Origin of the sequence: Deinococcus sp. AB2017081, from assembly GCF_034440735.1 — a bacterium.
In the GTDB taxonomy this organism is placed as follows: domain Bacteria; phylum Deinococcota; class Deinococci; order Deinococcales; family Deinococcaceae; genus Deinococcus; species Deinococcus rufus.
Map to the genome: position 1 here is coordinate 1761496 of NZ_CP140098.1, position 13444 is coordinate 1774939.

A 13444-nucleotide genomic window follows, 5' to 3' on the forward strand; every position below is an offset into this window, starting at 1 on the left:
CGCCTGACTGATGCAGGCGGCCGGTTTCCGTGCGTCTCTGACTCTACCGGCGGCGCGTGTTGCGCTTCCGCCCGAACATGAACCACGCTGAGCCCGCCGCGAGCAGGCCCACGCCCGCGTAGCCCCAGACGTTCGGCCCAGCAGGGGCAGTGACGGAGCTGCCGGTGTCGGCGGGCACATCGCTCAGGTTGCCCGTCCCGGTGGTCGTGGGCGAGACCGTCTGCACCACATCTGGCGACACCGCGTCCGCGATGGCATCGACCGCGAGATAGAGCACGGCGAAGCGGAACAGGTTGCTGCCGATGCCCTTGCTGCGGTAGTAGCTCTGCGGATACGGGTAGTACCGCCCGTTCTGGAGCTGGTGCGGGTAGGCGCTGCTGCGCGTGGCCGAATACGTCAGGGCCGTGCGCGGCACCCCGGCGGGCAGACGCGCACTGCGCCACGCACTGACCTGCGAGGGCGTGACGGCCGCCGCCGCCGCGCGGTTCGCGGGGCTGGAGCGCACGCTGGCTGCGCTCGGCAGGGCGGCGCTGCGCTGGGCGGTACTGGTCGAGCGGCTGGGGATGGGTGTGGTCGGCCGGGGCGCCGTATTGCGCGGCACGGTCACGCGGGGTGCCGAGTACGTGCTGCTGCGGGACGTGCTGCGGCTGCCGCCGAAGCTGCCGCCACTGCGCCGGGCGGCGTCGGCCACTCCGCCCAGCAGGGCCAGGGTCGTCAGGGTGACGGTCAGGGGGCGTTTCATCACTTCTGTAGTACGTGCCAGGCGGGGCAAACGTTCCGCCCGGACACGGCAGGGGAAGACCTGGGCGACCTCTCGTTCTCCCGCTGAACCGCCGTCATTCCGGCCAATGCCCTAGACCGCCCCCACGTACCGACAGGGGACGCGCCTACCATGCAGTCATGCAGTGTTCCAGCGCGTTCTTTTATTGGTTCCGGTTCCACCGGGCCTGACGTCGCGCTGTCCTCGACACCACCGCCCGGTGAGCCCTTCAAGGCCACCGGGCGCGTTCCTTTCCGCCGTCCCGGCACAGGAGTTCCTCCCATGACCCACCCCGATCCGATCATCCAGGCTGGCCGCACCGAGAACCTCAACGTGTCGGGGTTCACCCCCCTGATCACGCCGCGTGCCCTCAAGGCCCTCCACCCCCTGACGGCCGCTGCCGAGCGCACCGTCCTGGCGGGCCGCCGCGCGGCGCAGGACATCCTGCACGGCCGCGACGACCGGCTGCTGGTCGTGGTCGGCCCGTGTTCCATCCACGACCACGCGCAGGCTATCGAGTACGCCCACCGGCTGGCCGGCCTGCGCGAGCGCGTGAAGGACACCCTGGAAGTCCAGATGCGCGTGTACGTCGATAAACCCCGCACCACCGTCGGCTGGCGGGGTTACCTGCTCGACCCCGACATGACCGGCGCGAACGACATCAACAAGGGGCTGGAGCTGACCCGCCGGCTCATGATCGAGGTGAGCGAACTGGGCCTGCCGGTCGCCACGGAACTCCTCGATCCCTTCGCACCGCAGTACCTGTTCGATGCCGTGGCGTGGGCGTGCCTGGGGGCCCGCACGACCGAGTCCCAGACCCACCGCGTCATGGCAAGCGCGGTGTCGGCTCCGATGGGCTTCAAGAACGGCACCGGCGGCGGGATCAAGCTGGCCGTGGACGCCATCGTGGCGGCCCGCGCCCCGCACGCCTTCTTCACGGTCGACGACGACGGTCAGGCGTGCATCGTCCACACCCTGGGCAATCCGGATGGACACGTGATCCTGCGCGGCGGGCGGGGCGGCCCGAACTATGCTCCGCAGTTCGTGCAGGAGGCCGCCGACCTGATGACCGCCGCTGGCCTGACCCCGGCCGTGATGGTGGACTGCTCGCACGCCAACAGCGGTAGCGACCACACCCGCCAGGGCCTGGTCTGGCGCGACGTGCTGCACCAGCGGGCCGCCGGCCAGCGGGCCATCAAGGGCCTGATGGTCGAGAGCCACCTGCGCGGCGGCAAGCAGGCCATCCCTGCCGACCTGTCGCAGCTCGTGCCCGGCGTGAGTGTCACCGACGCCTGCGTGGGCTGGGACGAGACCGAGGCGCTGCTGCTGGAGGCCCACGCGGCACTGGGGCGCGAGGCCGTTCAGAACTGAAGGCAGGTTAAGCCGATCCCACACTCCGGAGAGCGGTGGGTTCGGCAGACTGCACGGATGGCGGCACGGAACGGACGGACTTTCGGAGGCGGGCGCCCTCCCGGTGAGCGTCCCAGCAAGGTCTGCCCGGTGTGTGGCCTGCCCTTCACGTGGCGCAAGAAGTGGGAACGCGACTGGGAGCACGTCAAATACTGCTCCGACCGCTGCCGGGCGGCGGCGAAGAAGGCCGCGTCATGACCGCCGCCGCGCCCGCGTGGGGGCTCGTCTGCATGACCGTCGGGCCGGAACTGCGCTTCCGCACCATCACCCGCACGCGGTACGAACAGCTCGACCCGTCCGCGCGGGAGGCCGCTCTGCATAGCATCTACGCGCACAACATCGCCCGCACCGGGGCGGCGGCCGGCTACTGCGCGGGACGGGGCATCGGCATGTACCGCCTGAGTTCGGCACTGTTCCCCATGCTCGATCTGCAGGGCGACGACACGGGCGCGGCCGTCCTGGACGCCCTGGCACCGGAACTCCGGGCGGCAGGGCAGGGTTTCCTGGACGCCGGGATCCGCGTGCTGATGCACCCCGATCAGTTCATCGTGCTGAATTCGGACAGCCCCGGCGTGCGGGAGCGCAGCGTGCAGGCCATGGTCGCCCACGCCCGTGTGATGGACGGCCTGGGCCTGGAACGCAGCCCGTGGAACCTGCTGCTGCTGCACGGCGGCAAGGGCGGGCGCGGGGCCGAGCTGGCGGCCGTCATCCCGGATCTGCCGGACGGCGTGCGTCTGCGCCTGGCGCTGGAGAACGACGAGCGGGCGTACGGCCCCGCCGACCTGCTGCCGGTGTGCGAGCAGGCGGGCGTACCCCTGGTCTTTGATGCCCACCACCACGTCGTCCATGACGCTTTGCCAGATCAGGAGCATCCCAGTGTGCGGCAGTGGGTGCTGGCGGCCCGCGCCACCTGGACGCCGCCGGAGTGGCAGGTCGTTCACCTGAGCAACGGCATCGACGGCCCACAGGATCGCCGCCACAGCTTTCTCGTCGCCGCCGTGCCCAGCGCCTACGCCGACGTCCCGTGGATCGAGGTCGAGGCGAAGGGCAAGGAGGAGGCGATCGCCGCACTGACCGCCCCGGTGTGACGCGCTACGCTGTGGCTGTGGATGTCGTCGTGTTCGATCTGGAAACCACGGGCCTGTCGCCTGAGCGCGATGGCATTGTCGAGATCGGTGCGCTGCGCGTCGTGGATGGCCGGATCGATGAGACGCAGCGGTACGAGACCCTGGTACGCCCGACCACGGCCGCCGGCGACCCCATGCTGATTCCCTGGCACGCCGAGCGCGTCCACGGCATCAGCAACGAGATGGTTCGCCACGCGCCGACCATCGACCAGGTGCTGCCGGAGTTCCTGGACTTCGTGGGTGGGTCGGCGGTCGTGGCGCACAACATCGGGTTCGACGGCGGCTTCATGCGGGCCAACGCCGCCCGACTGGGCCTGATGTGGCAGCCTGCCGCCGAGCACTGCACGGTTGTGCTGTCGCGCCGGGCGTTCCCGAAGGAGCGTGCCCACAACCTGACGGTGCTGGCCGACCGCCTGGGGCTGAACTTCGCGCCGGGAGGCCGTCACCGTTCCTTCGGAGACGTGCAGGTCACGGCGCAGGCCTACGTGCGGTTGCTGGAGCTCCTCCAGCGCCGCGAGGTCAGTCCAGTCGCGAGTAGATGATGTCCTGCACGCCGTGCAGGGCCACCGTCCGCCCGGCGTCGGAGACGAGCAGGGCCGCGCCCAGGGCCGCCGCCGCCGTCATGAGCGGCGCGGTCGCCCGGTCGTCGAGCGTGCCCCACAGGTGGGCTGCGCCGCCGTCTGACACTGCCCGCCACAGCAGCGCTCCCACGGGTTCGCCCTGCCGGTAGGCCATCAGCAGCGCGGCGTCCCGGTCACCTTCCAGCCGCGCTGCCAGATGACGGGCCAGGGCCGGGGCCCACTCCGGCGTGCCGTGCGCCCGTGCCACCACCTGTGCCCACGCCGGGAGGTGCAGCCGCGAGACCTGCTCGGCGACCACCCCGGTCTCTGACCCGTCGTGGTCTGGCGGCGCGAAGGTGCCCACCCGGACGCGCCGGACCTCGTGTGCCCCCGGCACGGTGCCCGTGGACGCGACCAGCACCGGCACGCCCTGTCCCTCGTGCCAGTCGCGCACCGCCTCCAGATCCACCTCCGACGGATCCGGGGGCAGGAAGGTCGCGTTCAGGGCCAGCACATTCACGCCGGGCGTGAGCAGCGTGACGGCCCCGCCCTGCTCGCGCTGCAGCGTCGAGAGGGGGGCGTGGTACGCGGCCAGCCCGGCCAGCGGCGCGGGCAGGTTCGTCATTGCATTGGGGCACGGCGCACCGTGCAGATTGCGCCCCCGGCCGTGATCCCGGCCGCCGCACGGAGCTGTGCCTGGTTCGAGAGCCCCGGACGGGTGCGGCGCAGGACGGCGAGCTTCTGGTTCAGGGTCGTGAGCGTCTGGGACCACCTGGCCATCGGAACCGTCACAGTCAGGCCGCTGCGTGCCGGAGGCCGTTCGGCACCGAAGGCGCACACCCGCACGTCACGGGCGGCCGGGCCGCCTGGGGTGAGGTCGGTCACCGAGAGCGTGCCGTCCCGGCGATCCATCGCGGCCACCACGCTGTACGCCGCGCCGCCCTCCACCAGACCGAACCCGGTCACGAGATCGGGCGTGTGCTCGGTGCTCACGACGGTGAATGCCACGCGCCCGACGCTGCGGCCCGTGCCGGCTTCCCGGAATTCCAGCGTCCAGCGGCTGTCCAGGATGAACGGTGACGCGGCGGGGGCCGGCGCCGCACCTGCCACCGACAGCAGTGCCAGCAGGAACGTCACTCGTTTCATGTCTGCAGGGTAACGGCTGGCAGACCGCGTGGATGAATGAAAGCACTCACGGCCCGGATCATGAGACACCCCCGGTTCCTTCATCTGGAGGAACCGGGGGCTGGGCAGGGAGCGGTCAGTTCCAGCGGCCGCCGCGCTGCTGGCGCGTCTCGGGCTCGGGAGCGGCGTACAGCTCCTCGGCGCGGGACAGCTTCTTGCGGCCGTACAGGCCCTCCAGGATGAACTCGGCGGCCGAGACGCGCACGTCGTCACTCTGGCTGGCAGCCAGTTCGGCCGACAGCTCGGTCAGGCCCGGCACCTCCTTCGTGGCCTTCATGGCCGCGCCGGCCTGTCCGGACTGGGGGAAGCGGAAGACGTTGCCGTTCTCGAACCACTTCTCGAGTTCCTTGGTGTCCGCGCTGCCCAGCAGGCGGCCGTACACGGCCCCGGCGGCCTTGCGGATCACGTCCTTGGCCACGCTGTCCGCGCCTTTCAGCTCGCCCTCGTACTCCAGCTCCATCTTGCCGGTGATGGCGGGCAGCCCGGCGTACACGTCGCTGACGCGCACCACGGCCTCGCCGTCCCCGACCAGGGCACGGCGTTCGGCATTCGCGGCGGCGACCTCCAGCAGCGAGATCGGCAGACGCTGGGACACGCCGCTCATCTTGTCCACGCGGCCGTCCTCGCGGGCCTGGAAGGCGATCTCCTCGATCAGCTCGGCGATGAACGGCGGCACGGCCACGTGCTCGGCCCGCACCGACTCCTGCGCGGTGATGTCCATGCCGAGTTTCACGTCGGTGGGGTAGTGGGTGCGGATCTCGCTGCCGATGCGGTCCTTGAGCGGCGTGACGATCTTGCCGCGCGCCGTGTAGTCCTCGGGGTTGGCCGAGAAGACCAGCATGACGTCCAGCTCCAGGCGGATGGGGTAGCCCTTGATCTGCACGTCGCCTTCCTGAAGGATGTTGAACAGCGCGACCTGCACCTTGGGCGCGAGGTCGGCCAGCTCGTTCACCGCGAAGATGCCACGGTTGGCACGCGGCAGCAGCCCGAAGTGCATGCTGCGCGTGTCGCCCAGGCTGGTGCCCAGCCGCGCCGCCTTGATGGGATCGACGTCCCCGATCAGGTCGGCCACCGTCACGTCGGGCGTGGCCAGTTTCTCCACGTATCGGTCGGCGCGCGGGAGCCAGCGGATGGGCAGTTCCATGCCATGCACCTCCAGCAGGTGCTGGCCCTCGGAGCCGACCGGGTTCAGGGGATCATCCGGCATGTCCACGCCGTCGATCACGGGCACGTGGTCGTCCAGCAGGCCCGTGATCGCCCGCAGAATGCGGCTCTTGGCCTGCCCGCGCAGCCCCAGCAGGATGAAGTTCTGCCGCGCCAGCAGCGCGTTCACCAGCTGGGGGATCACCGTGTCGTCGTAACCGACCACGCCGGGGAAGAGGTTTTCGCCGGCCCTGAGCTTGCGGGTCAGGTTCTCGCGCACCTCGTCCTGCACGAGCCGGATCTGACCGTCGAAGGGTTTGCGCCCGGCGTACGCGGGCGTGTCGAGAAGTTCACCGAGCGTTCTGGCCCTTGCAATCACTGTCATCTTGGGCGGAACGTACCACGCACCCGGACGGGGGAATGTGCGGGTGGTGGCGGAATCCGGGCGAAGCCTCCCGCTCAGCCCGTCGTGCTGCTCGACGCGGCGGCGCTGCTGCTGGCCTGCTCGTCCTCCAGCGCCTTGTACGCGCACACGGCCGCCAGGGCCGCCACTTCCACCGGCACGCCGCCCAGCTCCAGGTTCACGTCCTTGCCCTCGACCACGCCGCCAATGCGGCCGTGCAGGCGCCCCGCGTCCACCCTGAGGTTCACGTCCTTGCCGTCGATCCGGCCCGAGAAGCGGCCCTCGACCTGCCCGCCCTGGATGGTCAGGCGCACGTCGTCGCCGTCGATGCGCCCGCCCAGGCGCACGTCCACGCGCTCCGGGGTCACGTCGCCGTCGGCATCGAAGCCGGCGAACGTCCCGCCGATGCGGCCATCCACGTCGCCAGCCCGCAGGGTCAGGTGGATGTCCTTACCCTCGAAGCGTCCACCGATGCGCCCGGAGAGCCGCTCGCCGTTCCAGTCCGCGTGCACGTCGTAGCCCTGGGTGATCCCGCCGATGCGTCCGTTCAGGGTGTTCATGGGGGCATGGTGGCACAGTTGCAACCGGTGTGCACCTCTGGCCAACGGGTCGCCTGCTACTTCAGTCGCAATTCCAGCTTCACGTCGTAGCGGTTCTGCGTCCGGCCATCTCGGGAGCGGCCGAGTTCCGGGCGTGGCATCAGCGCCAGCATGCCCTCGCGCTCAACCGTGCCCTGCCGGTACCGGAAGCGCACGATCTGCTCGGTGTTCAGGGGCGTGACTGCCGTCTGCACCCATCCCTGTGCCCGGAGCGCGGCCGTGTAGTGTGCCAGGATCTGGGCGGCGGTCTGCGTGGTGTAGACCTTGGAATACGTCGAATACTCGGATTCCGAGTACGAACTGCCGCTGTTCTCCAGCTGTGCACCAGCTGGGGCTGCCAGGCTGGGCAGCTTCAGGCCCTTGTCCAGCAGGTCTTGCAGGGGGTCGCGGTATGTGGCCGTGCGCTCTGGAGAGTAATAGTTCGCCTGCTTCGGGTCATTCCAGTCCTGATTGGCAGGGCACGCACTGTCCATGCCAGAGAACTGGTTGAGGCGGTACGTGACCTGGGCCGCGCCCCGGCCCCAGGGGACTGAGGTCACATTGAGCTGTCCGGTGACGCCGGGTCGGCACAGTGACACGTAGACCTGTCCCGACAGATCCGTGTTCTGAAAGACCTCGCGTGAGGTGGCGGATGTCGGGTACTGATCCAGCCAGCCGGCTTTCTTCAGGGTACCCAGGGCCACGTTCTGCGCGACCTCGGGCATCAGGGACGTCCGCACCACGACGATGGTCATGTTCGGCTGGAGCATCGAGCCCACGACCGTCCGGCCCGTGAAGGCCGGCACCACGAAGGGCAGTCCGGACGCGAGCACACCCGGCTGGAACTGCTCGGCACCCGTCAGGCCGGCGGCGGCCAGCAGCAGATCGCGCTCGGCGCTGCTGAGGCCGGCCATGACCGTGGGAGCCGGTGCTACGGTCTGGGCGAACGCAGCACCAGGGACGCTCAGGGCAAGGGCTGCACATACGGTGACCGCACGTTGAAGGGGACGCATCCGTGCAGCGTAGGGGCTGCGTGGCTGGCGCGTTGCCTCATCTGAGCGCTGCCCTGGTCAGGAGTCGGCTCCAGCGGAGGGCACCGGGCGTTCCCGATCCGGCAGGCTTGCCAGCGCCACCCCCGCCACGCACAGGGCCAGCCCTGCCAGCGACCACGCGCTCAGGCGCTCGCCGTACAGCAGCCACGTCTCCAGCACGGCCAGCGGCGGCACCAGATAGAACAGGCTGCCCACGCGGGCGGCAGGGAGGTCGCGGATCAGGGTCATCAGCAGCATGATCGCGCCGACCGACAGCACCAGCACCAGCCACGTCAGCGACACGACGAATTCGGTGTTCCAGTGGATCGTCCCGCCCCCACGCGCCAGCAGCACCGCCCCCACGGCAGCGGCGCTCGCCACGTACTGCACGGTGGTGCCGCCCAGCAGCGGCATGTCGGCCCCCACCCGGCGCTGGTACAGGGTGCCGGCGGTGGTGCAGGCCAGGGCGACCAGCGCCGCCACCAGTGCTCCGGTGCTCACGGTGCCGCCCGCGCCCACGCGCCCCTCGACGACCAGCAGCACGCCCGCGAAGCCCAGGGCCAGTCCCCACCACTGCCGCCCCGTGACGCGCTCGCCCAGCACGGGCCACGACAGCAGGCCGGTCAGCAGGGGCTGTACTCCGACGACCACGCTGGTGATGCCGGCGGGCAGGCCCAGCCAGATCGCGGTGGTCACGCCACCCAGATAGCCGGCGTGGAGCAGCACGCCCGTGATCCCGGCCCGGCCCGCCTGCGCCCGCGTGGGCCACGGGGCACGCAGCGCCACGGTCAGCGCGGCCATGAGTCCGGCCGCAACCACGAAGCGCACGGTCAGGAATGCGAAGGGGTCGGCATTCAGCGCCGCGCCCTTGGTGCCGATGAATCCGGTACTCCACAGCACCACGAACAGCAGAGGCGCGGCCGACAGCAGCAGCGGTTTCAGGCGGGTCACACGGCAGGCTAGAGCACGTCGCCCGGAGGGTGCTTCAGGCCGTCCAGGTTCGCTGGCACAGCACCAGCCGGTAGCCGTCCGGGTCGGTGATGGTCACGCCCCAGGTGTCCCAGTACGGGTTGATGGCCGGCACCCGCATTCCGCCGTGCGCTTCCAGGCGGGCGACCAGCGCGGAATCCGGGGGGTGTCCCACGTAGAGCACCAGCAGGTCTTCTGGGGTCGGTGTCGGCTGAACCGGATGTGCTCTGGGTCGCGTCAGTTCCAGGTGCCACGCGGCACCGGGCAGCCCCAGCATCAGCAGGTGGGCAAACGAGTCATCGGAGCTGCGCCACAGCACACTGAGGCCCAGGCCAGCGGTGTAGAAGGTTTCTGCCGCGCGCAGGTCGAGAGATGGCCGGGCGATCCGGATCGGCATGGCCGGGTTCAGGCCGTCTGGGAGGAGGCTCATGGCACCCTCCGGCTCTGGCCCGCGTGCGGGGTGGAACGGTTCATCTCTGCGACGTCCCGCGACCCCAGGACGCGGTTCCCGTTCCACACCAGTTCAAAGGGTGCCGCCACCGCCGGCTCTCCGGTCGGCATCCAGCCACGACCGGCGGGCACCACGATCAGCATGCCGTCGTGATCCCCGACGGCGGTAAAGGTGCTGCTCTGGCCGTTGAAGGGGAACAGCCCGTGCGTCTCGCCCAGCCAGCGCACGGCGTGCGGCACGCTGTCCACGACCAGTCCGTATTCGCTGAGGTGCAGGACGTGCGAGGCGGCGAACGGCCCGACGTGGTCATGCGGGCAGTCGTGGCGGGCGATGAACTCCACGATGTTCCCGGCCGGGTCGGCGAAGTACACGTTCGTCGTGTTCCAGCGGTCGTTCGGCCCGAAGCGCGTGTGTCCGTCTGCATCTGGCAGCAGGGGGAGGCGGGCCTCCAGCCATGCCTGGGCGTCGTCCACCAGCGTGCGGGGAATGTCGAACGCGAGATGCGAGACCGCCGTGTGCGCCGGGTCGTGCCGGAAGGTGAGCCGGCTCGATCCGGCGCGGATCGTCAGCCGCTCCGGGGTGTGCAGGGCGACCTCCAGGCCGAGGGTTCCGGCATAGAAGTCGCGCTGGGCGTTCAGATCCGGGGCGTACAGGGTGAGATGGTCGAGGTGCATGGGGACTCCGGGTGGGGGAGAGGGGCCGGCGGTCACGGGCGACGGGCCGATCGGAGGCTGGGCAGGGTCATGCCCCCACCGTAGAACCTCAAGTACACTTGAGGTCAAGTGCCCGGCCCTGCTGCCTCCCTGACTCCTGCCGAGGTCGCCGCCCGCAGCGGCCTGAGCGTGCCCACGCTGCACTACTACGAGAAGGAGGGACTGATCCGCAGCACGCGCACCGGCGGCAACCAGCGCCGCTACGCCCGCGAGACGCTGCGACGGCTGGCGTTCATCCGCGCGGCCGCGCGCATCGGGGTGCCACTGGCCGATATCCGCGCCGCGCTGGACACGCTGCCGGACGGGCGCACCCCCACCCCGGCCGACTGGGCGGCGCTGTCGGCCCGCTGGCACGCCCAGCTCGACGAGCGGATCGCCGCCCTGACGCGGCTGCGTGACGATCTGAGCGGCTGTATCCGCTGTGGGTGCCTGTCGCTGTCGACGTGTGCGCTCTACAACCCCGGCGACGGCTACGGGCAGGAGCATCCCGGCGGCAACCGCCTCAGCTGACCGCCACGCCGGTCGGCCGGGTGGGGCGTTCCGGCAGGAAACTCAGGGCGATCAGGGCGAGCCCGCTCCACTGCACGGCGCTCAGGGTGTGGCCCAGCAGCAGATCGATCACGATGGCGGTCGCCGGGCTCAAGCGGGTCAGGAGCGAGACCTGCACAGGCGACGAATGCTGGATGCCCCGGAACCACAGCGCGTAGGCCAGGGCAGTCGTGATGACCACCATGTAGGCCAGCAGCGGCCACTGGAAACCGGCTGGCAGGGCCGGGACGCCCTCTGCCAGCAGCGCGACGGGTACTAGCATCATGCCGCCCCACGTGAGCTGCCACGCGGTCACGGCCAGCATGGATGTGCCGGGCGGCGTGCCATACGCGCTGCTCAGCAAGTAGCCGCCGGACGCCGCCACGACGCTGACCAGACCGGCGACCACGCCCCACGTGTCCAGCCGGGCCGCCGGCCCCAGCACCAGCAGGGCCACGCCCGCCAGCCCCAGCAGGGCGGCTCCCAGCGTGTGCCGGCTGGGCCGGCGGTGCAGGGCCAGCAGATTGAACGCGATGATCAGCAGCGGCCCCACGGCGCCCAGCGTGGCCGCCACGCCTCCGCTGAGCCGGCTGGCGCTGACAAACAGCATGGCGAAGAACAGTCCGAAGTTCAGGCCACCCAGCAGCGCACTCTTCCACCACCACGCGCCGCGCGGCAGCTGACGCACCACGGCCAGCAGCAACACTCCAGCCAGCAGCGCCCGCAGCGTGGCGACCGTGACCGGCCCCAGCGGGTGCAGCTGCCCCAGCACGAGGTAACTCGTGCCCCAGCTCAGCGGTGCCAGGGCGGCCAGCGTCAGGGGGGAAATCCGCTTCATTGATAAAAACTTTACTACTAAAATATTTGGATGCCAAGGAGGCGGTTCAGTACACTTCCGGCATGTCCACCCTCGCCCTCCTCGACCGGATCCGGCACGACTGGCAGGTTCGCGAGCCGGACATGGCCACCGCGCCCATGCTCACCTTCATCACCCTGGCGCGCGCCCAGTCCCTGCTGGGCGACGCGGTTCGCAGCACGGCGGCCCGCGCCGACCTGACCTCGGCCACGCGTGACCTGCTGTTCACGCTGTACCGCTCGGCGCCGCCCGAGGGCCTGTCTGCCAGCGAGATCGCCGCGCTGCTGGCTGTGTCACCGGCCACCGTGACCGGGAGTACCGACCGGCTGGAGGCCCGTGGCCTGCTGACACGCACCCTCGACCCGGACGACCGCCGCTCGTGGCGCATCGCCCTGACCGACGCCGGCCGCGCCCTGGTGCGGTCGCACCTGCCGGAGCATCTGGCCTTCGAGCAGAGCCTGCTGGCCGCGCTGAGCCCCGCCGAGATCACGCAGCTTGAGACGTTGCTGCGACGGCTCATCGACCACGCCGAGACGAACGGGCTGGTCTGACCGCTATGTCGGAACGGGCAGCGTGACCGTGAATTCTGCGCCGCCCTGCGGGTGGTTGCGGGCCTCCAGCGTGCCGCCCTGTGCCTCGGTCAGCGCGCGGGCAATGGCGAGGCCCAGCCCACTGCTCGCCCGGCCCTGCGGATCGCGCGTGCGGCTGGCGTCGGCGCGGTAGAAGCGCTCGAAGGCGCGGGACAGCGCATCCGGCGCGAAGCCGGGGCCGTGGTCGCGGATGGTCAGTGCCGCGTGGTCGCCCGCCGCCCGGGCACTCAGCTCGACCGCCCCAGGCGCGGCGTACCTCAGCGCGTTGTCCAGCAGGTTCTGGAGGGTCTGCCGCAGCCGGTCGGCGTCGGCCAGCACGGTCAGATCCGGGGCCGTCTGGACGGTCAGCGTCACGCCCGCCTCACCCGCCCGGCGGGCATACGTGTCTGCAAGGGCGTGCAGCATGATCCCCACGTGTACCGGCTGGACGTCCAGACTCAGCGCTCCGCCCTCGGCCAGGGACAGCACACGCAGGTCCGTGACCAGACGGGCCAGCAGCAGCACCTCGCCGTGCAGCCGCGCCAGGGCCGCGTCGTCGGCGGGCTGGATACCGTCCTGCATGGCCTCGATCTCCGAACGCATGACCGACAGCGGCGTTCTCAGGTCGTGTGCGATGTCCGCGACCAGGCCGCGCCGCCACGCCTCCTGCCGTTCCAGGCTCACCGTCAGGTCGTTGAAGGCCAGGGTCAGCGCCCGCAGTTCGTCGTTCCGGGGGGGCACCGGCAGGGTCACGCCCCGCTCGCCGGCCTGGAGCCGGCCCGCGCCATCGGCCAGCCGCAGCAGCGGGCGCGTGAGCTGCCGGGTCACGAACGCCGCCACCACGGTCGAGAGCAGGGTGCTGACCAGCGCCGCCCGGATCGCGCCTCCCATGATCGTTCGCCCCGCCTGCTGCACCAGCGTGTCCCAGTCGGCCGCCGTGAGGGTTACGGAGGTCTCGGGCCGGAACTGTTCGAGCACGCGCATGGTCGTGCCCACGGTCATGCCGGTGGTCAGGATCACCGCCAGCAGCGCGGTCAGGGCGAAGGCCCGGCCCAGCCGCGAGCGCAGGCCCCAGCGGCGGCGGGCGCGCCGGTGGCCCGGCCCGTGCCCCAGGTGCTGGATCAGGGCCCGGTGCTCTGCGCGCCTGTGGTCACGGTGCAT

Annotated in this window: 17 protein-coding genes; 6 read left to right on the top strand and 11 right to left on the bottom strand. The window is 70.7% G+C overall.

What is annotated here, in order from left to right:
- Nucleotides 1-43 precede the first annotated feature (43 nt).
- Nucleotides 44-742, bottom strand: coding sequence for a hypothetical protein (locus U2P90_RS08530; RefSeq protein ID WP_322474578.1), 699 nt, complete (start codon nucleotides 740-742; stop codon nucleotides 44-46).
- 300 nt (nucleotides 743-1042) lie between these two features.
- On the opposite strand from U2P90_RS08530, the gene U2P90_RS08535 reads away from it, so the two are divergent.
- From U2P90_RS08535 to U2P90_RS08550, 4 genes are read left to right on the top strand one after another with little or no spacing between them, the layout of a single operon-like run.
- Nucleotides 1043-2131, top strand: a complete 1089-nt coding sequence (locus tag U2P90_RS08535) for a 3-deoxy-7-phosphoheptulonate synthase (RefSeq protein WP_322474579.1) — start codon at nucleotides 1043-1045, stop codon at nucleotides 2129-2131.
- Between the two features lie 57 nt (nucleotides 2132-2188).
- Complete coding sequence (locus tag U2P90_RS08540) at nucleotides 2189-2368, top strand: DUF2256 domain-containing protein (RefSeq protein ID WP_322474580.1); 180 nt, start codon at nucleotides 2189-2191, stop codon at nucleotides 2366-2368.
- The gene (uvsE, locus tag U2P90_RS08545) at nucleotides 2365-3258 is read left to right on the top strand and encodes a UV DNA damage repair endonuclease UvsE (protein ID WP_295821180.1); all 894 of its coding nucleotides are present in this window, start codon (nucleotides 2365-2367) and stop codon (nucleotides 3256-3258) included. The genes U2P90_RS08540 and uvsE overlap by 4 nt, the downstream gene beginning before the upstream one ends.
- Nucleotides 3255-3839 (top strand): PolC-type DNA polymerase III, encoded by a 585-nt coding sequence (locus U2P90_RS08550; RefSeq protein WP_322474581.1) that lies wholly within the window; start codon nucleotides 3255-3257, stop codon nucleotides 3837-3839. The genes uvsE and U2P90_RS08550 overlap by 4 nt, the downstream gene beginning before the upstream one ends.
- Here the strand turns inward: U2P90_RS08550 and U2P90_RS08555 are convergent.
- The 8 genes from U2P90_RS08555 to U2P90_RS08590 form a co-directional block, all read right to left on the bottom strand.
- Nucleotides 3817-4482, bottom strand: a complete 666-nt coding sequence (locus U2P90_RS08555) for a hypothetical protein (RefSeq protein ID WP_322474582.1) — start codon at nucleotides 4480-4482, stop codon at nucleotides 3817-3819. The two genes, U2P90_RS08550 and U2P90_RS08555, sit on opposite strands and share 23 nt — an antisense overlap.
- A complete protein-coding gene (locus tag U2P90_RS08560) occupies nucleotides 4479-5003 on the bottom strand; it encodes a hypothetical protein (RefSeq protein ID WP_322474583.1) in 525 nt (174 codons plus the stop codon). The genes U2P90_RS08555 and U2P90_RS08560 overlap by 4 nt, the downstream gene beginning before the upstream one ends.
- 115 nt (nucleotides 5004-5118) lie before the next feature.
- A complete protein-coding gene (locus U2P90_RS08565; RefSeq protein ID WP_295821188.1) occupies nucleotides 5119-6570 on the bottom strand; it encodes an ATP-binding protein in 1452 nt (483 codons plus the stop codon).
- 74 nt (nucleotides 6571-6644) lie between these two features.
- Entirely contained in the window at nucleotides 6645-7148 is a 504-nt protein-coding gene (locus U2P90_RS08570; RefSeq protein WP_322474584.1) for a hypothetical protein, read from the bottom strand.
- 56 nt (nucleotides 7149-7204) lie between these two features.
- Nucleotides 7205-8179 (bottom strand): hypothetical protein, encoded by a 975-nt coding sequence (locus U2P90_RS08575; protein WP_322474585.1) that lies wholly within the window; start codon nucleotides 8177-8179, stop codon nucleotides 7205-7207.
- A gap of 57 nt (nucleotides 8180-8236) precedes the next feature.
- On the bottom strand, nucleotides 8237-9148 hold the full coding sequence (locus U2P90_RS08580; protein WP_322474586.1) for a DMT family transporter: 912 nt from the start codon (nucleotides 9146-9148) through the stop codon (nucleotides 8237-8239).
- Nucleotides 9149-9182: 34 nt separating this feature from the next.
- Complete coding sequence (locus tag U2P90_RS08585; protein WP_322474587.1) at nucleotides 9183-9596, bottom strand: VOC family protein; 414 nt, start codon at nucleotides 9594-9596, stop codon at nucleotides 9183-9185.
- Nucleotides 9593-10291 carry a VOC family protein gene (locus U2P90_RS08590; RefSeq protein ID WP_322474588.1) on the bottom strand — a complete coding sequence of 233 codons (699 nt, stop codon included), beginning with the start codon at nucleotides 10289-10291 and terminating at the stop codon, nucleotides 9593-9595. Before U2P90_RS08590 ends, U2P90_RS08585 begins: the two co-directional genes overlap by 4 nt.
- Before the next feature lie 108 nt (nucleotides 10292-10399).
- On the opposite strand from U2P90_RS08590, the gene soxR reads away from it, so the two are divergent.
- Nucleotides 10400-10840, top strand: a complete 441-nt coding sequence (soxR, locus tag U2P90_RS08595) for a redox-sensitive transcriptional activator SoxR (RefSeq protein WP_322474589.1) — start codon at nucleotides 10400-10402, stop codon at nucleotides 10838-10840.
- On the opposite strand, the gene U2P90_RS08600 is transcribed toward soxR, so the two are convergent.
- On the bottom strand, nucleotides 10833-11696 hold the full coding sequence (locus tag U2P90_RS08600; RefSeq protein WP_322474590.1) for an EamA family transporter: 864 nt from the start codon (nucleotides 11694-11696) through the stop codon (nucleotides 10833-10835). The two genes, soxR and U2P90_RS08600, sit on opposite strands and share 8 nt — an antisense overlap.
- Before the next feature lie 62 nt (nucleotides 11697-11758).
- Here U2P90_RS08600 and U2P90_RS08605 point away from each other — a divergent pair, with 62 nt between their 5' ends.
- A complete protein-coding gene (locus tag U2P90_RS08605) occupies nucleotides 11759-12265 on the top strand; it encodes a MarR family winged helix-turn-helix transcriptional regulator (RefSeq protein ID WP_322474591.1) in 507 nt (168 codons plus the stop codon).
- 3 nt (nucleotides 12266-12268) lie between these two features.
- On the opposite strand, the gene U2P90_RS08610 is transcribed toward U2P90_RS08605, so the two are convergent.
- On the bottom strand, nucleotides 12269-13444 hold the full coding sequence (locus U2P90_RS08610; RefSeq protein WP_322474592.1) for a sensor histidine kinase: 1176 nt from the start codon (nucleotides 13442-13444) through the stop codon (nucleotides 12269-12271).